The organism is Sphingobacterium sp. NGMCC 1.201703 (genome assembly GCF_047784615.1).
Taxonomy (GTDB): Bacteria; Bacteroidota; Bacteroidia; order Sphingobacteriales; family Sphingobacteriaceae; genus Sphingobacterium.
This window is the reverse complement of the sequence record NZ_JBLOHD010000005.1, coordinates 254,947-277,571: the sequence shown is the minus strand read 5'-3', so window position 1 is coordinate 277,571 and position 22,625 is coordinate 254,947. Positions and strand designations below refer to the sequence as shown.

The window sequence follows — 22,625 nt, the reverse complement described above, 5'->3', positions numbered from 1 at the left end:
AGAAATGGCGTGCTTTTTTAAAAGAACTTTCTCATTGCTTAAAATGCGTACCGCAAGCCGAGCTGTATTTGATAAGGATTACCATTTAAATTGGATACACCTACACCTGAGCTCATGTTGTAAATATATTGTTGATTAGTAGCATCAAAGCTTTTAATAGCATATAGATTTTGTTTGCCTAAGTTATGCCCTACGCCCCAGCTTTTTTTGAGCAGGTTAGCTACATTGAAGATATCCACCGAAGCTTCAATACCATGTTTTTTGTATATTTTTACGTTTTTGGCCAAATGCAGATCGAATACACCATAGAAACCGTTGATACCACCATTCCGTTCAGCTATACGTCCTAGGTTTCCATTGATATAGTTTTTAATGCTCTGTTCCGCATTTGGATCATCCAAGATTGCTTGAATACCATTCTTGATATATTCTGGTGTATTCGAACTATTAGGATCGTAGACAAAGGCAAGATCATTGGAGTTTACAAAGTCACCGTTTACATTGCCATTTACTGCCAAGGAATAGCGGGAGCCTGCAATTCCGCTAAAGCGTAATCCCATAGATACACCCCATAGTGAAGGCATGGTTCCATAGAAAACAACCTTATGACGGAATTGATTATCTGAATATGCCATTGTAGTCAAGTCGCGCGGATCGTCTTTGACCATTAGGGAGAGCGTAGCGGTATTGGCAACATTACCATTATACGAGGTGTTATCTTTGGTATCATTCCAGGTATAGGACATTGTGATTTGTCCATCCTTGTAGTAACGATAGGTTCCGTCCAATACAAAAGTGTACGAATCATTTTTTCCATCACTGTTCATTTCCAATACCCGGCCTACCTGTTTGGTTTTACGGCTATTGGTCCAGTTGGCAGCACCGTTTGTTGTATTGATACTGGATGCGGGAACATATACCCCACGGTTGCCCTCGGCAGTCAACCTAAAATAAGGATCCTCCACCATGTTGCGATCTACATACATATAGTTGTTGCGGCCCCAAGTACCATAAGCACTTAAACCAACGCGTAGCGAAGGCGAGAAAAAGTGATTGACAGAAATGTTGGCTTTATATACAGTCGGTACCTTAACGTCCTTACTGTTCATATTGATTGTAACAAGCTTTTCGATCTTTGGATTGTCCAATAACTCACGCCCAGGGGCGCTATCCGGATCCTTGCGATATCCAGGGAAATTGGGTTTGGGAATTAATGTAGGATCCGTGATGTCTACCCCTGCAATTCGAGAACCATCAAACAACATATTGTTTAACATAGAATATGGGTTGAGTGCCGAACCAAATATACCAGCTCCAAAACGGATGATATTTTTCTTCTCTTCATTGATATCCCAGTTGAATTGCACACGTGGTTGTATTTGAAAAGTGTTGATCCCATTGTCGGTTGAAAGACCTAGTTCGTCATAGACCGTCTGATTGAATGTAGCTTTCTTGAGGTATTTCGTGTTGTCCATGCGTAGGCCACCGACAACATCTAAACCTCGTGCAATCTTTGCCTCCATCTGCCCATAGACTCCTATAGCCAGATTGTTAACCAACGTATTTTCCTTGTCAGTCATATAGACATCACGGGCATAACGATAAGGAGTTAGGTTATTGAAGTTTTGTAAACCAGTAAAATAAAAGCGACCGTTCATTTCACTTCCATAACGAAAATCCATGTTGGTATACATGATATCTGCACCAAAAGTATATTTGATCTTATCTGTATTATAGTATAGGTTATTGACCAACTGTAGCATATTGCCATTGAACCATTCTGGTGAAAAGCGTTGACCACCGAGTTGGATAGAATTGTTGTATTTATTTGTGCCATCTACTGATTGAATGGATTCGACGATTGCACGGGGAATACTGTGTGACTGGTCAAATCCATCAACATTATGCTGTGCTTCAGAGCGTTCATAAAAATGCTGGATCTTTAAATCATTGGTCACGCTAGAATTGATCGAGGTACGCAAAGAAGCCATAAGGCTATTGTTTATATACTTTCTGTTGGTGTACGATTCGAAAGCATTAATACCCGTATTATCCCCTTCTTGTTGGTTGTCCGAATCGTAGACAAAGTTATTACGGACAGTCAATAAGTTTTTTTCATTCAATTGCCAATCAATTCGGGCGAATGCAGCATCAGTCTTTTTCTTTTTGTCAAAAGAACCAAAGAGACGGTCGGCACTAGCACCATATTTACCTACGGCAATTTGCGTAAACTCATCTAAAGTAGCCTGAGTTACTTTATAACGCGCAATATCCGCTGTTGTTTGAATGTCAGCGATCTGAAGTGGACGGGTATCCATCTGACGGTCCCAAGTGACGAAGAAATGGGCTTTATCCTTGATGATCGGCCCGCCAAGGGAGAAACCATATTGGTAAGTTGAGAATTTTTGTTTTCTCGGAGTTCCGTTCAGGTTGTACTTGCTCGAAAGCCAGCCCGCACGGGCAAAAGTGAATGCACTTCCGGTTAGCGTATTTGTTCCTGATTTGGTTACAGTGGTAATACTCCCGCCGCCGCTACGACCAAAAGTAACGTCATAGTCATTGGTTACAACTTTGAATTCCCGAATAGCCTCCATGGAGATCGAATAGGCTCCACCGCTGTTTCCTCCAGCTACAGTACTTCTGGAGTTCATACCGTCTACCGTGAAATTTGTGGAAGAGGCGCGCTGTCCCGCCAGATTGGTTCCACTGCTTACTGGAGAAAGATCAATCAAAGAGGAAAAATTTCGTCCATTTACAGGCATCTTTTTGAGATCATTGGCTGTAATGGCAGTAGACGCTCCCAATGTTTTGATCTTGTTTTTTAAATCGCCTGCTGCCCCTTGAACGACTACTTCATCCAATTTATTCTCGGCGGAAGTTAAGGTAAAATCTACATTGAGTTCATCGCCATAGCTCAACTTAAAATCGGTCTTTTTCTGTTCCGAGTAGCCAACATGATTTACAGCTATTGTATATGGCGAGCCTAACGGTAATTGTTGGAAAGTGTAGACACCATTCTGATTGGTTAATGTTGTCTGTTTAAAGCCCGTCGATTCATTTTTAACGGACACTGACGTACCTTTCACAGGTCCATTGCTATCTGTGATTCGGCCGGTAATTGTTGCTTCAGTCCCTTGGGCCCAAGTGTTAGCTGGGATTTGAAAGAATGAAATAATGGTTAAGAGCATTAACCAAATGATGTTTCTTTGCATGATAAGTTTTCGTTTTCGTTGATCAGTTGTTTGTCACAAGTATGTTGCGAAATTATCGCTGCAAGATTGTTAAATGATTAAGATCCTGTTATTAAATATTTAAAAAAAAGCTGCTGTGTTAAAACAATACTATCATAAGATATCTTCAATGGAGAAGCGACAATTGTAACGTGAGGAAACGCCAAAGCAGTTTTATGTATTGGAGCAGTATTACGGCAGCAAGTTCTTTATAAGGAATATAATCGCAATTTGTTTATTTTACTGAACGATATTTGTTTATTTTGTTTAATGTGATGAACAATTTTGTCTATTTTTGTATTGTGTACTAAACAAAATAAACATTTTAAACAAAGAATAAACAATATGCCATGGAAGAACTAATCCAACAATTTCAGCGACGTATACAGTTTGTTAATATGGATTTTGTACGAAATATAATGTACCAAATTAACTGGTCTGCTCGCTTAATTGGAATCAAAGGGGCGAGGGGAATCGGTAAGACAACGTTATTACTACAATACATTAAGCTGAATTTGTTAGATCGATTAGACGAAGTGCTTTATGTCAGTTTGGATGCGGTTTGGTTTAATAATAGATCTTTGTTGGATTTAGTTTATGAATTTGATCAAAAAGGAGGAAAGTATCTGTTTTTGGATGAAGTACATAAATATGAGGGCTGGGCACAATTATTAAAAAATATTTATGATGACTACCCTGAGATGAAGATTGTCTTCACAGGGTCCTCGCTTTTAGAGATACTCAATGCACGTGCTGATCTAAGTCGTAGAGCAATCGTTTACAAGATGCAGGGATTTTCTTTTCGGGAATTTCTCTCATTGGAAACAAATGCTACTTTTCCTGTGTTTAGTTTGGATCAACTTCTGCAAGAACATAATAAGCTGGCTTATGAGATCAATGATCTGGTCAAACCTTTTCAGTATTTCGAAAAATATTTGACCTATGGGTATTATCCTTATTACCAAGAGCAGCTTGATTTATATGCGATGCGCGTAATGGAGGTCATCAGCATGATTCTGGAGATCGAATTGCCACTTTTACGTAATGTAGATATCGCCTATGTTACGAAGATTAAGCAATTACTCGTGATCATCGCTGGATCTGTCCCTTTTGTTCCTAATGTGAGTAAGCTTAGCGAAAAAATTGGAATTAGCCGGACGACTTTGTTGTCTTACCTACACTATTTGGATGAAATTGGCTTGACACATAACCTTTATAAGGTGGGTGAAGGAATAAGTCAGCTACAAAAGCCTTCAAAGATTTTTCTTGAAAACACTAATCTTTCTTTTTTATTTGCACATGAAAATGTTAACCGTGGAAATCTAAGAGAAACGTTTTTTGTCAATCAACTCGTATTCCAACACCAGGTCAACTTCACAGATCAAGGAGATTTTATTGTAGATGAAAAGTACACATTTGAGATAGGAGGGAGGAATAAACCCAATAAACAAATTCAAGGGATAGAAAATGCCTATATCGCGGCAGATGATATTGAATTTGGTCATCAAAATAAGGTTCCGTTATGGCTGTTTGGCTTTTTATATTAATGGCATATTAACATGTATATTCGATGAAAATGGGATGAAATCATGTTCAAAGTGCTTTAAACCTATGTTTTTAAGGTGAGTATACACTTACTGTTGGGGTCAACGTTTTGATCAAACGCATTCAGCATTTCATCAAATGACCTAACAGATAAACCAAATGATCTTACTGTCTGTTCAAATGAGTATCCTGTTGAGCTAACGCTGAACTTGTTTGGACAAAAGCTTAATGCAGTTGGAGTATCGCTGCTATCAAATCTATAAAAGAAGATCTACTTTGAGGGAAATATAACCAAGGTCAAGACAAATGCTCTTAAGTTTGGTCCAAATGAGTATCCTGTTGAACTAAGACTAAACTTGTTTGGACAAAAGATTAATTCATTTAGGTCATCGCTGATCTTGATTACTTTGATAACAAGATCATTTGGAGTAACAGTGCTTATATTTAAGATAAATGAAGCCTAAAAACTGCTGCGGGCTCCTGATATTATACCAGATTACACACTATCTAATCTTTTTCTCTAAAGTGTAATCGAGGATTATAGTACCTGTGGTTAAAAAGAGACAAAGCGGTCCAAAGAGAATATTGAACCGCTTTGTGTGCATTTGAAGATTTACTCTTCCCAACGGATTTTTTCTTCGATAGGGGTACGCACCGGTTCGCGCGCATCCGACTCATGATGTCCTAGGTAAAATAGGCCGATACATTTTTGATTCTCTTCCAGATTAAGGAAGCTGCCCAGATGATTGATCAGACCCGGTGTAGCCCAGTAACCGCCTAAATTCAAGGAGTGTGCAGCAAGCCACATATTTTCTACAGCGGCAGCAGTACAGGCAAGTTCTTCCCATTCTGGTACTTCGCCCGTATAATTAACAATCAGCGCAATCGCAACATTTGACTGTGTTGCTTTTTTGCCCATGGTAATTTCAGTTGCTTCCGTGTATTTTTCTGCAGGTGTAACCGATTTATAGATGCGAGATAGTTCAGCTCCCAAACGTTGAAGTCCTTCTTTGCGGAAGATGACAAAACGCCAAGGCTGTGTCCGTTTATGTGTTGGAGCAGCATTGGCTGCTTCTAAAATGCTAAGGATATCCTCTTTGCTGACTTCTTCTTCGGTAAAAGAAGCTTGAAAGACCGATCTTCTGTAGTGTATTGCTTTTAAAACGTCGTTTTTCATTAAAAATATGTTGATTTTAGAATGTATTTATGCTTTTTCTTCCCATAAAGATACAACATGCAAAATTGTTTTGACCGCTTTTTCCATATCTTGTACAGATACCCATTCCTGTTTGCCATGAAATGCGTGTCCGCCTGCGAAGATATTAGGACATGGAAGGCCCATAAATGAAAGGCGTGAACCGTCGGTACCACCTCGGATACTTCTTCTCTCCGCGACCATACCTGCTCTTGTAATCGCTTCCATACCGATTTCCATAATTTCTGGATGTTGATCCAGGACTTCTTTCATGTTGCGGTATTGCTCTTTTACAGTGAATGTATAGCTACAATTTGGATAACGCGCAACGATAGATTTTGCTATCGCTTCAAGTTCATCTTCGTGTTTTTTGAGATTAGAAGTCAGGTGGTCGCGAACGATGAACTGAATTTCAGCCTTCTCCACGGATCCACTGATATTTACCGGATGCACAAATCCATCTTTTTTATTGGTACTTTCAGGAGAGAGTCTGTCTTTTGGTAGGGCATCTATAACCGCACTGGCGATTTTTATCGCACTCTGCATTTTTCCTTTCGCAAAGCCAGGATGTACTGAGACGCCGTGGATTGTCAACGTTGCTCCATCTGCAGAGAATGTCTCATCTTCGATTGTGCCCGCTTTTTCACCATCCATGGTGTAGGCAAAGTCTGCTGCCAGGCGCTTTAGGTCCGCTTTATCAACACCACGGCCGATTTCTTCGTCTGGTGTAAATAAAATCTTGATATCACCATGTTTAATCTCCGGATGTTTCATCAATAGGCGTGCTGCATCCATGATTTCAGCTATACCAGCTTTATCATCTGCGCCTAAAAGCGTTGTTCCGCTGGCTGTAATCACATCATTTCCGATCTGGTTGGCCAGGTCAGGATGTTCTGCATACCTGATTACTATGCTGGTATCATCCGGAAGCACCAAATCTTGTCCTTGGTAATTACGGTGTACCAATGGTTTTACATCTTTGCCCGAAGAATCCGGAGACGTGTCCATATGCGAGCAGAAACAGATAACCGGAACTTTCTTGGAAGTATTTGAAGGAATGGTCGCATAAATGTAACCATTTTCATCCATAGCGGCATCTGAAATGCCCAATGATAAGAGTTCCTCTACCAATAATTTGCCCAGATTTTTCTGTTTTTCGGTAGATGGACATGTTGGTGAATTGACATCAGATTGCGTATCAATCTGTACGTAACGTTGAAATCTTTCCGAAACTGAAAAGTCATTTATGTTATTAATCTCAAAAGTACTCATGCTAATCGCCTTAATGTGATAAGGGTGACCAAATTTACAAATTCTAATGGGCTTCGACCAAAAACAAACAAGACTTGTCAATAAACTGACAAGTCTTGTTTATAAGATCTAATGTTTAGCTCAAGTCCTGTACTTTTCTATGGACTAATAACCCTTGTTTAGTTTATTTTTTCTCATCTGCGTAGCCAAATACTTTTTGCAAAATATTTGTATTTCTACTTCCGCCGATATTGTTTCTGATTTTTGATTCCTGATCAGCTACCTTAATAAACAAACCATCGATCGCTTTTTGCGTAACATAAGCGGTGAGATTTGTTTCCACCTTATTCCCTAGCGGTAAATTATTATAGGCTGAAGTCAATTGCGTCCAATATTGGTCTACATTATTTACACCCATCGCAGATTGAATGACCGGACTGAACTTGCTCGTCAATTCGGCCGATGTATTTGTTTTGAAAAATGTCGTTGCAGCATCTTGTTTACTGCCCAATAGAATATTGGTCGCATCAGTGATAGTCATTTTAGATAATGCGTTTACAAATACCGGAGCGGCTTCTTTTACAGCGCCTTCAGCGGCTCTGTTCATGCTCTGAATAAATTGGTCACAAAGCTTGCCCATACCCACAGCGCGGAGTGTTTTTTCTACTTTTTGTGCCTCCGCAGGCATCAAAATCCTTACCGCTGCATCACCTAAGAAACCATCTTTTTTTGCCAGCGACTCAATACTGATATTAAGACCATTGCTTAAAGCCTGTTTGATACCCAATGAAGCATCCTTGCTTGACAATGAAGTCAATACGTTTGATTTGGTCGAACTTGAACCGGAGACTGGGGTACCGGTTGCGGGCGGATTTGTATTGCTTGTGCTGTCGGTTTGACTTTGGTTTACCTTATTCAGCGCATCGTTGATCTTTTTAAAAATTTGCGCTTCACTTTTGTTGGAACATAAAAGCCCCGAAACAAATACGGTACAATATAGTAATGGAAATTTCATCATGATATGTTTTGCTGTCAAAATTAAGGATATCGACTGTTAATTTTTCTAAAAGTTTAAATCGTGGGCTGTTCTTCCCATTAGATTGTCCAAATCCGTAGCAGATGCGCCACATTCCGCACCATGATCAGCACGATGTATTGTCACAATAGCTTTTTTTATTTAGGATATCCCAAATAAAAAACATCAACCTGATCTCATTTCGTATCCTGATTATTGCTAATAAAAACACCCTAAAAGTTGATAGGACTTTTAGGGTGAAGTTCAAAAAAGCTTTATTCGCTATGGAGAAATTGTTATTTAAACACGATATATACTATTTCCATGAAAGTGTTGTCACAACAGGAAAATGGTCCGAAGGGAATTTACTCATATAAGTGTCTGTTAAAATACCGTATTTCTTCGCTTGGAAGGGTTTGGTAATAAAAATATGATCAATACGCCCAGAAGCTCTTAAGCTTTTTCCCCAACCATTAAAAGAAGAATTAGGCTCATATTTAAGCGGAGATACTTCATGTACATCGGTGACTACATTGCTCTTGGCAAGTGTAAAATAGGCCTCATCTTTTTCGTCTACATTGAAGTCACCTGTTAAGATCAGCGGAAGATCCTTCGCAAATTCTTTTGCTTTGGCTAGGATCAACTTCGCGCTTTCCGTTCTTGCGGTACGTCCGATATGGTCAAAGTGTGTGTTCATAAAGATAAAGCGCTTTTTATTGGCTTTATCTTCGAAAATTCCCCAGGTACAGATGCGTGGTAAAGCCGCATCCCAACCTTTATTCGGATGTTCGGTATCTGTTGCAGAGAGCCAGAATGTGCCACTTTTTATGGCTTTGAACCGATTGGCATTGTAATAAATTGCTGAGTGCTCCCCCTCTTGTGCACCGTCATCACGCCCCACACCAACATAATCGAATCCCGGAAGTAGCGTTTTTAGATCCTGAACCTGATCATGAAACGCTTCCTGAACACCGAATATATCAAAACCATGATATTTAATCAGGTTGGTCAAAGGCACTTTGCGGTCAACCCACATATTACCTGTATCTACTGTATTTCTTTGTCTGATGTTGTATGTGGCCGCAATAAAATCCTGTGCATAGGAGATATACGATAAGCATAATGCTGCTGCGAGAATAACGTATTTTTTCATCTATATTAATTATTTTTCATCAATTATTTTTAGATTAAGGCATTCACGCTGCCTTTGGCGGTATAAGTGTTGATCTCATCGGTATAAATGAGCTCGTTTACTCATTAAATTAGTACTTTAAGGTATTCGTGAGCTCAATCGTTTGGTTCACTCGGTTTCTTTTTTCAGTGGTGATGAAGTTATCAGATTTAGTCATCGAGTATATGTTTTGAGCGGCGTTCATGAGCTCGCTTTGCTCGATTATTCAATCTTTGGTGTGATCGAATAAATCATGATGGTTTCATCAGAATAACTAATTTGGGAACAGCTACTTCACCAGTATGTAGATGCGCAGTATTCCGTCTTTGTCATTTAGTTCATTATTTTTTCAATACCTGAAGCAACAATTCCGGTTCATCTGTTGTGATAAAATCGATCTTTTGTCCAATTAGATTCTTCATTTCTTCTTCCGTATTGACTGTCCATGCATTCACCTTCATGTTCAGTTGATGCGCTTCCTGCAACCAGCTTGCATTCTTTTTGAAGACCGAAAAATGGTAATCTAGGCCATTGACTCCTGCAGCATTCACATCTGCAGGTGATTTATCGCCATTCAAGTATTGAATATTTGCTTTAGGTGCGAGTTCATGAATCTTTTGACAAGCCTCAAAACTGAATGCGATATAATCTGTTATTTTCTCTGCTTTCAGATTTTTTACCATTTCAACAGCTTTTGTTGCAGCCTCAAGCGTGCGTTCTACACCGAGTTTGTTTGTTTTTAACTCCAGGATCAGGCGTAGGCCTTTCAATTTTTTCCCAGCTTTGATATACTCTTCCAATGTTGGGATAGACTCTCCGTTTGGATGCTTTTTTGCTAAGAGCTCTGTGTATGTTGCTGTCGCGATGTCGATTCCATAGAAATCATTGTCGTGGTTGACAACAAGAATATTGTCTTTGGTGAGATGTACATCAAACTCAGATCCAAAAAGTTTAAGTTCATGTGCGGCTTTTAAAGAAGCGATGGAGTTTTGAGGAAGATGACTGTTTTTCCATACGCCACGATGTGCAATTGCTTTGGTCTGAGCAAATACTGTTGCCGATGAGATGACCATAGCCAAGGTCAGACAGCTAAAAATGTGTTTTTTCATATGTGTTAGTTTGAAAGCTGATTTTGCAGCATAAAAAAAGTGGTACTTTTTATCCTGATTCACAAGATCTAAAGTACCACTTTTATATGTAGTTATTGTTAACTGTAATTTATTTTTTACCATTCCACTCTGCCATGAATTCATCCAGGAATTCAAGCATATATTGGTGGCGGTGTTCCGCGATTTTTTTTGCGGCCTGTGTATTCATTTTATCTTTCAACAGGAGCAGCTTCTCATAGAAGTGGTTGATGGTCGGAGCTTCGGAATGTTTGTAGGCTTCCTTATCTTTATATTCCTGTACCGGGACGTTGGGATTGTACATTTCACGGCCTTTATTTCCGCCAAAACTGAAGGCCCGCGCAATTCCTATTGCACCGATGGCATCCAAACGGTCGGCATCCTGTACAATTTCCATCTCTTTGGAATGGAACGAAACTTCACCAAGACTTGCTTTAAAAGACATGTTAAAGATGATTTTTTTAACATGGTCTATGATTTCAGGAGAAATTTCTAGACTTGCCAAAAACTCTCCAGCAACGCGAGGGCCAATTGTTTCGTCACCGTCATGGAATTTGCTGTCCGCGATGTCATGCAGGAGCGCTGCTAATTCGCAGACCATGACATCAGCTTCTTCATCTTCTAAAATTAACTTCGTATTGTTCCATACGCGTTGAATATGCGACCAATCATGGCCTGCTTCTGCAAATTTCAAACGATCTTGCACAAATGCGACTGTGCGTTCAATAATGTTATTCATACAATACTTTTGTTTTTTCGCGAGTACCCTCGTATAATTCGTATTCTAATAATCTACAATCTAATTTGCCATTATAAAATTCTATCCGTCTGGATGCACGGAGCCCGATTTTCTTTGCGAGATCCGGATTTCCTGTAAATATATAGCCTCTATAACCTTTGCATTCCTGTTTCATAAAATCACCCATGCGTTTGTAGGTAATTTCCAACTTAGTATGCGTACCTAAACGTTCACCGTATTCTGGATTGAATAGGATGACTCCTCCCTCTTTAGGAACGTGAGTTTCGGCAAAATCGCATACTTCAAATGAAATTAATTGTTCTACGCCTGCAGTGCGGGCATTCATCTTGGAAACGTTGATCGCTTCTTCGGATATATCCGTAGCAATAATTTGGGGAGCTGCTTTCTTATTGATCTGATCCTTTAATAAGCGGCGTTCCTGGAAGAAAACAGTTTCATCATAACCTATAAAATGCATGAATGAGTAATTCATGCGCAATAGTCCCGGTTTTCTATTGGTGGCAATCAACGCAGCTTCAATAGCTAAAGTCCCTGATCCACACATCGGATTGATGAATGCCGATACGCCATCCCATTTTGACGCAATAATTGTTGAGGCTGCTAAGGCCTCCAGCATGGGCGCCTTGCCCGGAATCTTACGATACCCATGTTTCGCTAGCGTTTCTCCAGAGGTATCCAGGAAAATTTCAGCACGGTCATCCTTCCAGTAGAGGTGAACAACAGCTTTGTTATTTTCCGGACCTGAATTCGGACGCATACCTTTTTTATCTTTAATACGATCTACAATCGCATCTTTCACTTTGACATTCGCAAATAAAGGCGTGCTAATTGTCTCATTGTCCACATTGGAACTCACCGAGAAATAACCATCGAATTGAATGAGCTCTTCCCAAGCAATCGTGCTAAGCTCTTCATACAGCTCGGTAGGATTGTTCGCTGAAAATTCCTTTAAAGAATATAGAATCTGCGAGGCCGTACGCAAGTTCAGATTGAGCTTGATCGTATCGTTTACGCTGACTTTCAATTCGACTCCAGTAGGAAATGCTCTAACAATGTCAAAACCTAACTCTTTAACTTCCTGTTGCAAATACGGCGATAAGCGTTTATTGCACGTAATGATAACTTTATTGGGGGTGTTGAAAACTTCCATCATATTTTGTACAAAGTTAATTAAACTCTTCCTCAAAAATTGCTTAATTTTACGCTTTAATATTTATTTTTTTGATTATGGAAATTAGAGGAAAAGTACACGAGATAGGAGCGACACAACAAGTGACAGAATCATTCAAAAAACGCGATATGATTGTAGCTTATGCCGAAAACCCACAATTTGTTGAGTATATCCGTTTTGAGTCAACACAAGACAGAACTTCAATTTTTGATAACCTAGCGATTGGCGAAGAGGTAGAGGTATCTTTTAATCTTCGTGGTCGTCCATGGACAAATAAAGATGGCGTAACGACATATTTCAATTCATTGGTTGCATGGCGTGTAACAAAATTAGGAAATGCTGCTCCGGCACCATCTTCTCCAGGTTATGCGGATATGCCTGCTCCTGTGGATTTGTCTGGCTCATCAGATGATGATGACTTACCATTCTAGTCTGAAATAAGACATTCAAATCCTGTCGGCATAGCCGAAACATGCATAGTATGTGTCGGATTTTGCCTTACAGTATATCATATAGACTGGACTGCCCGTTTGAGCAGTCCTTTTTATTTTGTACACATTACGCCTTGGCTTCCTCCCCTTATTTGATAACCAGCTAATTCGCTGTACGCTGTGGGCACCATCCCTTGTTTTATGACGGGGAATTTTTTGAATCACATAAATATAATTTTCTTGGCGTCGAAATTGCTTGGTATCGGTATATTTAAATTAAAACAGCACATTATGAAATCATCAGTATTATTAATTTGCCTGACAGCACTTTCTTTAAGTGCATGTAATCAAACAAAAAAGGAAAATCAACATGTGGTAGCAGCGGATTCCTCCGATCATACAACGATGACAGCAGATACCGTCCATACTTCTCAAAATTCGTTGGACTGGCCCGGTAAATATGAAGCAACTATTCCCTGTGCGGATTGTGAAGGTATCAAAACAAATATTACCTTAAAAAATGACAATACTTTTTCTATTGTAAGTGAATATATCAATAAGAACACCAAAGTTGAAGATTCAGGTAAAGTCATGTGGCATGACAATGGTTCTGTTGTGCACCTGACGGGCAAAGAAACCAATATGAAATTAAAGGTAGGTGAAAATAGACTGATCGGGCTGGATCAGGAAGGGAAAGAGATCGATGGGCCTAATGCGGATCGCTATATTTACAATAAGGTTGAAGGCGAAAAATAAGAGCCGATCAAATCGAATTAACCACTCACGTATTTCCCCAGTGGGATCTTGCGCAGGCAATACGTCAGTAAAGCACTGGCGAGCAGGGTGAGAATCGCTGCTAACGGTATTTTCCAAAGCGTCGCTAATGGTAGCAGCGGATGGATATAATTCAAAAACAAGATATGGCTTAGATAGATGCCAAAACTATGGATGTCGATGAATTCCCAGAATGCATTCAACCGTTCTGGGAGTTTTAGACATTGGATAAAAACAAATAGTAAGCCTGCACTTAACGCAATATTAGGTGAAAGATAATTATACAATGTAGGGTCAAATTCCCCTTTTTCCACACTAAGATAATAAGTACCCCAACCCGTAATCAGGCAACAGCCTATAAAGAATGGGAGGCTATACCATCTTAACAGGGGGATTGGATGACTGTAGAAATAGTAACCCAAGACGAGATAACCCATGTAGCCTGTAAAGAAGGTTAGGTCAAAATTCGGAAGATAGGCATTGAACCATTTGTTGCTGAAAAACAGTGAAGCAAACCACAGGCATAAGAAAATCTCAATCTCTCTTTTTGAACAGTTTCGGATCATTTTTCGCAAAAAAGGTATCGCTAGATAGAGTCCGATAAGCATATAGAGGTACCATAGGTGGGCGTTGCTTCCTGACTTTAAGCGAATTAACATAATGTTAATAACTTGTGGAAAACCAACATACTCAAAATCAATATAACGGATAAAATAATAGATCAGGTAAACAATGGTCCAGAAGACAAATGGCGGAATAATTTTAAACAGGCGCTTTTTGTAGAATGTGCCTGTATCTTCGTCTCGTTGTAAAAGTAATGCACCGGAAATGATGACAAAGAGCGGAACGGCAAAGCGTGAAAAACTGTTGATCCAATTGGCATAATCCCAATCAAAAGAATCAAAGTCGTTACTATTTAAATAGCCCGAAGAAGAGTGGATTAGAATAATCAAAAAGATTGCTATGATACGCAATACACTGATATAACTACTTCGGGCCATTAGAATCGTTTTTTTTAAGTGTTAACTTTTATTGTCATAGACCTTGAGATACAACAAGGTCAACAAAGCGCCGATACTTGCCATACCTACACCTACCAGGGAGGGGGTATTGTATGCTAATCCCATGGTGATGGGAATTCCTCCCAAAAATGCACCAAGTGTATTACCGAGATTAAATGCAGCCTGCCCGCCTGCCGCAGCTAAAGTTGCAGCATCTTTCGAGGCCCGGATTAACATCAACTGAGTCGGCGAACCTATAGTGAAGGATACTAAACCGGTAATGAACGCTAGAGGATAAGCTGTCCAGCCCAGAGGCGAAACAAAATAGACCATAACCAAACAGAGTGCCATCGCTGAAAAACTAGCGATCGCTGCTTTTGTGGGTGATATCGTGTCTGCCAATTTCCCGCCGATCAGATTACCGAAAAACATACCGATACCTATTAAAATCATAATCAAGGGCACCCGGTCGGCTGGAACGCCAGAAACTTTAGTCGCCAAGGGCGCAATATAACTGATCCAGGCAAACAATCCACCTGTACCTATCGCAATAATCGCCATTAATAACCAAGCAATCTTTTTGTTGAAAAAGCTGAGCTGATTGAATATATTATTGCCTTTAGAAGCCTCGATTTTCGGCATCCAGGCATATATCGCGGCGAAGGTAATTAGCCCCAGGATACTGATAATGCCATAAGTCAGTCGCCAGGAATAATGATGGCCAAGATAGGTTCCCAACGGAACTCCGGCGAGGTTTGCAATGGTCATGCCCGTAAACATGATCGAGATGGCCTGAGCTTCTTTTCCTTTGGGAGCAAGTTTAGCTGCAACGACAGATCCTACACCAAAAAATGCGCCATGTGGAAGTCCGGCCATAAAACGTGAAATACTGATCAGAAATTGTCCCGGTGCGATACTGAACAAGCCGTTGAAAATAAAAAAGAGCAACATTAAAAAGAGTAAAACCTTTTTGGGAGGATACTTGCCCGTAAATAAGACCAATGTCGGAGCGCCGACAACTACACCGAGTGCATACAGCGCAATAAGATGTGCCGCGGTAGGGATTTCGATACGCAGATCCTTCGCGATATCAGGCAGAATACCCATCATCGTAAATTCAGTCATCCCGATGGCAAGTCCCCCAAAAGCTAAGGCAATTATTCCTTTGTTCATATGGATGGTTGGAAGTTGATAGTCAAAAGTAAAAATAAAAACTGGGTTATTACATGTTGATTTTACATCGCTGTAATAATCGCTTTAGTCAAGCCAATCGATCTAGAGCGGGGAGAAGTAGACCCACTAAATCCCAGGCTTAGAAACAAAGATTAAGGAGCAAGGATTAAGGACCGTGTTCGTAGGCCGCTGGCTTGAACAGGTAAAGTCAAAATACTAACATCCCAATACTAATACCTTTTCTTAGGCACGCAGGTGATATCTTTGATCTTTCTCAAGATGATCGGACGTTGATCTAATCGGCTCTCCAATACAACGGAGTCCGCGGAGCGATAAACAACTTTAAAACGTGGAATATATTGCCCCGAAAGGTAACAACCTGAGATCTTCTGTTTGCCATTTTCTTTGGTGTATATACCGTCTACGATAACAGAATCTCCCCGTAACACATAAATCCCTTTGGCATGCTCTGTCCAGGAACCGTTTTTATAGCAACTATCCGGGATAGTCTGTACTTTGTTGTTCACATGCATTGTCGCATAAACCGAATCACAGGTAAACTTAAATTCAGCCAAGGTATATTGCATCATCTGCTGCTGTCCCGGGATACTGTCCTGTACCCACTCCCCCTGTAAAAACGGAGCACCTTCGCCCTGCATCTCCGAATTAAATTTGCAGGCGGTAAAAAAGAAAAACATACCTATGGCAAGAGCCAATAGGTATGTTTTCGAGGATATATTTTTTATTGAAATTATTGCCACAGCTTATTTTAAACTTCCAACCATCTCTTCAGGTTTTACCCAAGCATCAAAATCTTCTGGAGTCACATAACCCAGACGCACGGCTTCTTCTTTAAGTGTCGTACCGTTTTTATGTGCCGTTTGCGCAATTTCAGCAGCTTTATAATACCCAATTTTCGTGTTTAATGCAGTTACCAACATCAACGAGTTGTCAACCAATTCTTTGATGCGTTTGTAGTTAGGCTCGATACCTGCAGCACAGTGTTCTTCAAAAGAAACACAGGCGTCACCCAGTAAACGTGCAGATTGCAAGAAGTTCGCTGCCATCACTGGTTTGAAGACGTTCAACTCATAATGCCCTTGTGTACCACCGATTGTGATCGCAACATCGTTACCCATCACCTGAGCTGCTACCATCGTTAACGCTTCACATTGTGTAGGATTCACTTTGCCCGGCATAATAGATGATCCCGGTTCGTTTTCTGGAATAAGGATTTCACCAATACCTGAGCGTGGACCCGAAGCCAACATACGGATGTCATTCGCAATTTTATTCAACGCAACTGCCAATTGTTTCAACGCACCATGTGTTTCGACGATAGCATCATGCGCAGCTAAAGCTTCAAATTTGTTCTCCGCAGTAACAAATGGAAGACCTGTAAATTCAGCAATGTATTTGGCAACAACAACATCATAACCCTTAGGTGTATTTAAGCCAGTTCCTACCGCAGTACCACCCAATGCAACCTCAGATAGATGTGAAAGTGTATTTCTTAATGCTTTTAGGCCATGGTTTAATTGTGCCACATAGCCAGAAATTTCTTGACCTAATGTTAACGGCGTTGCATCCATCAAGTGTGTGCGGCCGATTTTAACAACATTCTTGAATTCTTCCGCTTTTTTAGCCAATGTATCACGCAGTTTCTCTACACCTGGGATAGTTACTTCGGCAACCGCTTTATAGGCTGCAATATGCATTCCGGTTGGGAACGTATCATTTGACGACTGTGATTTGTTGACATCATCGTTTGCTTTTAATACAGGTTCGCCTTCGCCAATCGTATGTCCAGCCAATACGTGGGCACGGTTTGCCACCACTTCATTCACATTCATATTCGACTGTGTTCCCGAACCAGTTTGCCAGATCACCAATGGGAATTGATCGTCCAATTTACCCGCTAGGATCTCATCACATACAGTTGCAATGGCATCACGTTTTTCGACAGGTAATACACCCAATTCGTGGTTTGCATAGGCTGCTGCTTTTTTTAGGTAGGCAAAACCTGCAATGATTTCATGTGGCATAGAAGCTGCCGGTCCGATTTTGAAGTTGTTGCGTGAACGTTCAGTTTGTGCACCCCAGTATTTATCTGCAGGTACCTGAACTTCACCCATCGTATCTTTTTCAATTCTGAATGACATATTGTTTTGTATAAATAAAACGTAAAAATTAATCAGTAGCTGTGCATAACACAGAACACATCGATCACAAAGTTAACGGATAATACAGTAAAAAGTAAAAATTAAAAGGTAAAAATCAAAAATTGAAACAATTAATGAGTCATCGACTTGTATAACCAAAATCTATATACCCATTACTCACTACTCAATACCCATTACTCATTACTCAAAAACCAAGGCGATTACCCAAGAATTCATTCACATGATGAAATACTTGCTTTGGTTTTAATGCACGCCAAGATAATTCATTGAGTGCACCGCCAAAATTGATGTAATAATCAATATTCTGTTGTTGAAACTCCTGAATGACATGGTCCCGGAAGCCCACGCCCGCAATCCAGCCATCGTCGATATCCTGGAACCATTCCTCGTAATAGGAATCATCTGACGTATGGAAATTCAATACATTCTCGCCAATAAGGATAAAATATTTTATTCCCTGACTGATCATGACATCGATAAGCTCTCTCTTCAACAGCATAATATCGTTGTATATGGCATCATTCCATTCGCCGATCAACTCGATAATACAGTATTGTTTTTCATAATCGACAAATAATACCTTTAAATATAGCGTGAGCGAGCCAAATTCATCCCATTGCGGATGCAACAGAAAGTTATAGATCTGTTTATCGAAATCGAATTCGCTGTAGACTGTACCATAAAATGGTGATTGTTCGTCTTCGGCAGCAATGTAATAGTCGCGCCAATTGTAGTAAGGTTCGATTTCGTGCATATTTTAAATTCCTTTCCAAGTTCAAACTAAGATAAATTTGTGCTTATTTCCAAGTTTCGTTGCTGCTATTTCCCATTTTTGATTAAATCCGATGACAGGAGTTTCAGCAGGTAAACAGCCAGCGACAATTTTTTGTTTTTAATGTAAAATTATACGGCTGTGTACGGGTTAAACCGAATAAACTTGTTACTTTTGAAGGGTAAATTGAGGAGCGCGCAGGCTCGGTTTATCATTTTATAAACACTGGTTTTTTCCAATGCAAAAGAGTATCAAACGAAATATTTTTGTAGCCGCTACATATGCGGCGGTATTGCTCCTTGGCTTGCTGTTGGGTCAGAATTATGCCGAAGAACAAGGAAGCAACCAAAAAACAACTTTTTCCAGTTTGGGCTCCAATAGTAATTCGGATAAATTGCAGTACCTCATCCAGCTGATCGCTGAAAATTATGTTGACAATATTAGTGTAGACACGGTGCAGGATGAAGCCATTGAACACGTAGTTTCACGTCTCGATCCTTTCTCTACATTTTTACGCCCCAATCAGGTGCTCGCTAAACAGGAGACCCTGGAAGGTTCTTTTGATGGGATAGGGGTAGAGTATTTTCGTTTGAAGGATACGCTGCTTGTGGTAGGAATGGTATCCGCTGGACCAGCGGAGAAAAGCGGCATGCGAATCGGTGACCGTATTCTAAAAATCGGCAACAAAGATCTTGCAGGGAAAAAGGTTCCTGAGGCAGAGATAGAAAAATTAATCCGTGGAAAAAAGGGGACTGCTGTACTTATTTCGATTCAACGGAATGGACAGACACTTGTTAATCCACTGAAAGTTATCCGCGATCAGGTAAATGTAAGCAGTCTGGATGCGTCCTATATGATTGCACCCAAAACTGCTTATATCAAGATCCGACGCTTTGGACATAAGACTGCGGATGAATTTAGACAATCATTGATCGATTTGCGAAAAAGCGGTGCCCAGGATCTTATCCTGGACCTCCGGAATAATGGTGGTGGATTTGTGCATACTGCCATTGATTTGGCCGGACAGTTTTTCAAAGAAAAGAGACTGTTGATGTACACCGAGGGAGCCAATGAATTACGTCAGGATTATTATTCCGAAAAACCCGGTGACTTCAGTGATGGCCGCGTTGTGGTATTGATCAACGAAAGTACAGCATCAGCAAGTGAGATCTTGAGCGGCGCTTTACAGGACTTAGATCGGGCCACTGTCGTGGGAAGACGATCCTATGGAAAAGGTTTGGTTCAGGAACAATTTGATTTCTCAGACGGTTCGGCGGTGAATTTAACCGTAGCACGTTATTATACCCCCCTTGGCAGATGTATTCAACGCAAGTATAGCCGGGCAAACTTTGATGCTGCGAAATATATGACCGGTTTTGACCTATGGACACTCGATACCGAATTTCGTCAAAAGGAAATGTTTACGACAAGTAAAGGCAAACTGGTTTTTGGTGGCGGCGGAATTTTGCCTGATGTGAATATCCCAATTGATACAAACGAAACAAGTGCGAAATATCGGGAGATCTACCACTCAAATGCAATCGAAGAATTTGTATATGATCGGTTCACCAAGCATCTCCCCGCATATTCCATTGAAAACTTTATCAGTGGATACCATTTACCCGCAGCAGAGTTTGATCTTTTTATCTCTTTTCTGAATGCACAAAAACGGATTCCTGTAACTGCGAATGAGGCAAAAAATCTACATGATCTGATTCAGTCGGATATCGAAGCGCTGGTCGGAAGATATTATTTTGGCCGTGAAGCCTATTATAAAATAAAAAACAGAAGAGATAAATTTATCGAAATAGGCCTCAAATCTTTAGGGTATCAGCTGCCTAAGGTTTAAGCCGCAGATCTGACCATACCGGATAATGGTCTGAGAGCTTCTGTTTGACAACCTGATAATTCATAACCTCAAATTTTGGACTGGCAAAGATATAGTCAATCTGAAAAATCGGCAAAAGTGCGTGATGGGTAACGCCCCATCCATTTCCCTTTTCTTTGAAGGCATTATACATGCCATCACCTATTAGATTCACCGAGTAACTCATTGGTGTATCATTAAAATCGCCGACAGCAATGTAAGGATATTGGCACTCATTCATATGCTTTTTTAGCGAATGCGCCTGTTCGCTACGGAGCTCAAAGGCATTTTTTAATTTCCTGCTCAACCGACGGGTTGCCCTGTTGTCAGCTTCATTCTTATTGGACAGATTCTGAATGAACTCTTTGTCTTCATTTTGTAGCGCAAACGATCGTAGGTGGATATTATAGATCCGAACCAAGGTATCCTGCTTTTTGACATCGACATAACATATTCTGTTGATGCCGTAATCATTGTCTCGTATAGTCCCCGAATCATAAATGGGGAAACGGGATAAAACAGCCATACCGTAAGCCTCATAGTCATTTTTGGAACTGGGCTCAAAGAAGAAGTAATCGTAGCCCAATTTGTCTTTAAACTCCTCTGAAAAAACATGTTTTCCTTTGATTTTACTGATATACTCCTGAAAGCAGATGACATCAGGTGAGATGCTATCAATGATACGCACTACGTCCGCTTTAAAGTTCTTTTTTTCATCATCGACTTTTTTGAACAGATGTGCATTAAAGGTCATGATACGCAATGTTCGTGTTTCAGGCGGAATAGGCGGGTTTTCTTTTCGGATATTCCAGTGTTTGGTTAGGAAGGGCCAGCCCAATAAAATAGCTATCAAGGAGTAGAGCGCTACCTTTCGTTTACGAAGTAACCAATAGCATATAAAACCAATATTGACCAAAAGAATGGGAAGGTAGCCTAAGCCCAGAAACGCAATAGGCCAAAAAGATTTCGGGTTGATGAAGGTCGCTGAATAACTCATGAGCAACGCGATGATCGCCAGCATGTTTGCCAGGAACATGGTTTTGCTTATAAATCCCAGTTTTCTCCTTAAAAATGTCCTTCTATCCATCAACCTTGTCGCCACTATTGCTTGCCCTAAAGAGCGTCTCTTTTTCATGGTGTGTCAGACTTTCATAACCAGATACTGAAATCTTGTCCAGGATGGCATCGATTTCATCCTGATTAGGTAAGTCATAACGATGTTTCCGATTTGTCGGTATATGATTGCCTACAACAACTTTCATTTTTGCAGGCTTTTTTTGTTTCTTCTGAAAAACTGAAGACCAGTCTATCCCCGATCGTAAGGCATAGGTAAAAGCCATTCCAAAGAGAACGACAGCAAAGTAAGACACTGCAGCAGGTCGGTTGCCAATCGTAAAAAATAAGAATTCCAACGCAAAATACACGATAGCTACGACCTTTAATTTAACCGTACCAAAAAGTAAAAGCCGTAACTCATAATTCGGGACCAAAACGACAATGGCAGCAAGTACAGCGGCTAATGGGTGGGCTCCACCCATTAAGTGCAGATCTGTAGGTGGCGGAATCAGGGTGCCAAAACCAACATAAAGCATACTGCCTAAGAGCCATGAGCTAAGGTAGACAAAGAAAAATTGTCTTTTATTTAAGAAGGTAAAGAAGATTTGGCCAACCCAATACAACCATAAGCTGTCAAAAATTAAATTCAACAGCTGAACATAGACAAAATTGGACGAAATCACGGACCAAGGTTGCGCTAGGAAGGCCGAAAAATTACTAGGTAAGCTCAAATGCTTGACAATAGGCTGTAGGAAACTTTGAGAGATGAATTTTAGCTCAAAGAGCAGGTCCAAGAAATAAATGAGGACAAATAAGCATACCTGAATACTGATCACAACCGGAATCGGTGAACCTGTCTTATACGTTTGTCTCCAAAAATCTTTTAAACCAATGCTATTCATG

19 protein-coding genes are annotated in these 22,625 nt (G+C 40.3%); 4 read left to right on the top strand and 15 right to left on the bottom strand.

Annotation, left to right across the window (positions count from 1 at the left end; translation table 11 throughout):
- Positions 1-38: 38 nt before the first annotated feature.
- Complete coding sequence (locus tag ACK8HY_RS12145; RefSeq protein WP_416133778.1) at positions 39-3,212, bottom strand: carboxypeptidase regulatory-like domain-containing protein; 3,174 nt, start codon at positions 3,210-3,212, stop codon at positions 39-41.
- 368 nt (positions 3,213-3,580) lie between these two features.
- Between ACK8HY_RS12145 and ACK8HY_RS12140 the strand changes: the two genes are divergently transcribed.
- Positions 3,581-4,777 carry an ATP-binding protein gene (locus ACK8HY_RS12140; RefSeq protein ID WP_416133777.1) on the top strand — a complete coding sequence of 399 codons (1,197 nt, stop codon included), beginning with the start codon at positions 3,581-3,583 and terminating at the stop codon, positions 4,775-4,777.
- A gap of 611 nt (positions 4,778-5,388) precedes the next feature.
- Here ACK8HY_RS12140 and ACK8HY_RS12135 read toward each other — a convergent pair.
- From ACK8HY_RS12135 to ACK8HY_RS12105, 7 genes are all read right to left on the bottom strand, one after another.
- Positions 5,389-5,952 carry a nitroreductase gene (locus ACK8HY_RS12135; protein ID WP_077437107.1) on the bottom strand — a complete coding sequence of 188 codons (564 nt, stop codon included), beginning with the start codon at positions 5,950-5,952 and terminating at the stop codon, positions 5,389-5,391.
- 27 nt (positions 5,953-5,979) lie between these two features.
- Positions 5,980-7,242 carry a peptidase T gene (gene pepT / locus ACK8HY_RS12130; RefSeq protein ID WP_416133776.1) on the bottom strand — a complete coding sequence of 421 codons (1,263 nt, stop codon included), beginning with the start codon at positions 7,240-7,242 and terminating at the stop codon, positions 5,980-5,982.
- Positions 7,243-7,405: 163 nt separating this feature from the next.
- A complete protein-coding gene (locus tag ACK8HY_RS12125; protein ID WP_416133775.1) occupies positions 7,406-8,239 on the bottom strand; it encodes a DUF4197 domain-containing protein in 834 nt (277 codons plus the stop codon).
- Positions 8,240-8,552: 313 nt separating this feature from the next.
- Positions 8,553-9,389 (bottom strand): endonuclease/exonuclease/phosphatase family protein, encoded by an 837-nt coding sequence (locus ACK8HY_RS12120; protein ID WP_416133774.1) that lies wholly within the window; start codon positions 9,387-9,389, stop codon positions 8,553-8,555.
- A gap of 359 nt (positions 9,390-9,748) precedes the next feature.
- A complete protein-coding gene (locus ACK8HY_RS12115) occupies positions 9,749-10,516 on the bottom strand; it encodes a glycerophosphodiester phosphodiesterase (protein ID WP_416133773.1) in 768 nt (255 codons plus the stop codon).
- A gap of 109 nt (positions 10,517-10,625) precedes the next feature.
- Positions 10,626-11,273, bottom strand: a complete 648-nt coding sequence (locus ACK8HY_RS12110) for an HD domain-containing protein (RefSeq protein WP_077437103.1) — start codon at positions 11,271-11,273, stop codon at positions 10,626-10,628.
- Positions 11,266-12,444, bottom strand: coding sequence for a THUMP domain-containing class I SAM-dependent RNA methyltransferase (locus ACK8HY_RS12105; protein WP_343562644.1), 1,179 nt, complete (start codon positions 12,442-12,444; stop codon positions 11,266-11,268). The genes ACK8HY_RS12110 and ACK8HY_RS12105 overlap by 8 nt, the downstream gene beginning before the upstream one ends.
- A gap of 77 nt (positions 12,445-12,521) precedes the next feature.
- On the opposite strand from ACK8HY_RS12105, the gene ACK8HY_RS12100 reads away from it, so the two are divergent.
- Positions 12,522-12,896 carry a DUF3127 domain-containing protein gene (locus ACK8HY_RS12100; RefSeq protein ID WP_077437102.1) on the top strand — a complete coding sequence of 125 codons (375 nt, stop codon included), beginning with the start codon at positions 12,522-12,524 and terminating at the stop codon, positions 12,894-12,896.
- A gap of 291 nt (positions 12,897-13,187) precedes the next feature.
- On the top strand, positions 13,188-13,652 hold the full coding sequence (locus ACK8HY_RS12095) for a copper resistance protein NlpE (RefSeq protein ID WP_416133772.1): 465 nt from the start codon (positions 13,188-13,190) through the stop codon (positions 13,650-13,652).
- Positions 13,653-13,669: 17 nt separating this feature from the next.
- Here the strand turns inward: ACK8HY_RS12095 and ACK8HY_RS12090 are convergent, their stop codons facing one another.
- From ACK8HY_RS12090 to ACK8HY_RS12070, 5 genes are all read right to left on the bottom strand, one after another.
- Positions 13,670-14,671, bottom strand: a complete 1,002-nt coding sequence (locus ACK8HY_RS12090) for an acyltransferase (protein WP_416133771.1) — start codon at positions 14,669-14,671, stop codon at positions 13,670-13,672.
- A 21-nt stretch (positions 14,672-14,692) separates the two neighbouring features.
- Positions 14,693-15,844: an MFS transporter gene (locus tag ACK8HY_RS12085; protein ID WP_416133770.1), complete on the bottom strand. Its 1,152-nt coding sequence runs from the start codon at positions 15,842-15,844 to the stop codon at positions 14,693-14,695.
- 230 nt (positions 15,845-16,074) lie between these two features.
- Positions 16,075-16,605, bottom strand: coding sequence for a fumarate hydratase (locus ACK8HY_RS12080; RefSeq protein WP_416133769.1), 531 nt, complete (start codon positions 16,603-16,605; stop codon positions 16,075-16,077).
- 3 nt (positions 16,606-16,608) lie between these two features.
- On the bottom strand, positions 16,609-18,006 hold the full coding sequence (gene fumC / locus ACK8HY_RS12075; protein ID WP_416133768.1) for a class II fumarate hydratase: 1,398 nt from the start codon (positions 18,004-18,006) through the stop codon (positions 16,609-16,611).
- 205 nt (positions 18,007-18,211) lie between these two features.
- Positions 18,212-18,781, bottom strand: a complete 570-nt coding sequence (locus tag ACK8HY_RS12070; protein WP_416133767.1) for a hypothetical protein — start codon at positions 18,779-18,781, stop codon at positions 18,212-18,214.
- Positions 18,782-19,037: 256 nt separating this feature from the next.
- On the opposite strand from ACK8HY_RS12070, the gene ACK8HY_RS12065 reads away from it, so the two are divergent.
- Entirely contained in the window at positions 19,038-20,648 is a 1,611-nt protein-coding gene (locus tag ACK8HY_RS12065; protein WP_077437096.1) for a S41 family peptidase, read from the top strand.
- Here ACK8HY_RS12065 and ACK8HY_RS12060 read toward each other — a convergent pair.
- Together ACK8HY_RS12060 and ACK8HY_RS12055 are read right to left on the bottom strand one after the other, a co-directional pair.
- Positions 20,638-21,801, bottom strand: a complete 1,164-nt coding sequence (locus ACK8HY_RS12060; protein ID WP_254846240.1) for an endonuclease/exonuclease/phosphatase family protein — start codon at positions 21,799-21,801, stop codon at positions 20,638-20,640. The two genes, ACK8HY_RS12065 and ACK8HY_RS12060, sit on opposite strands and share 11 nt — an antisense overlap.
- Positions 21,746-22,624: a rhomboid family intramembrane serine protease gene (locus ACK8HY_RS12055; protein ID WP_416133766.1), complete on the bottom strand. Its 879-nt coding sequence runs from the start codon at positions 22,622-22,624 to the stop codon at positions 21,746-21,748. Before ACK8HY_RS12055 ends, ACK8HY_RS12060 begins: the two co-directional genes overlap by 56 nt.
- Between the last annotated feature and the right edge of the window lies 1 nt (position 22,625).